1 protein-coding gene is annotated in these 541 nt (G+C 74.3%); it reads left to right on the top strand.

All coding sequences use genetic code 11. The annotated features are described in order from the left end of the window. Positions 1 to 541: small ribosomal subunit Rsm22 family protein (locus LPA54_RS36130; RefSeq protein ID WP_228984764.1), on the top strand; the 541-nt coding region annotated here is incomplete at both ends.

Below are 541 nucleotides of genomic sequence, written 5' to 3'. Positions count from 1 at the left end.
GAGCGCGCCCGGATCGGATCCGCGCTCAGCCTGGCGCCGGCGGACCTCGTCACCGTCTCCTACGTGCTCAACGAACTCACCGCCCCCGACCGCGCCGCCCTCGTCGACGCCGCCGCCGACGCCGCGCAGGCCGTGGTGATCGTGGAGCCCGGCACCCCCGACGGCTACGCCCGCGTGATCGAGGCCCGCGACCGTCTGATCGCCGCCGGCTTCCACGTGGCCGCGCCCTGCCCGCACAGCGCGGCCTGCCCGATCGTGCCCGGCACGGACTGGTGTCACTTCTCGGCGCGGGTCAGCCGTTCCTCGCTGCACCGCCAGATCAAGGGCGGCACCCTCGCCTACGAGGACGAGAAGTTCAGCTACGTCGCCGCGACCCGCCGGCCGGTCACCCCGGCCCCCGCCCGCGTCGAGATTCTCACGGGCCCCCGACCGGCCACCACGACCACGACCGACGACATGGGCCGCTTCACGGCGACGGTGACCCCGTCGGGCCCCTTCGCCCTGCGGCTGCACACACCCGACGAGGTGGTCATGACGGAGT

It is taken from the genome of Streptomyces sp. DH12 (genome assembly GCF_020873895.1).
Taxonomy (GTDB): domain Bacteria; phylum Actinomycetota; class Actinomycetes; order Streptomycetales; family Streptomycetaceae; genus Streptomyces.
This window is presented reverse-complemented; position numbering and strand designations above follow the sequence as displayed.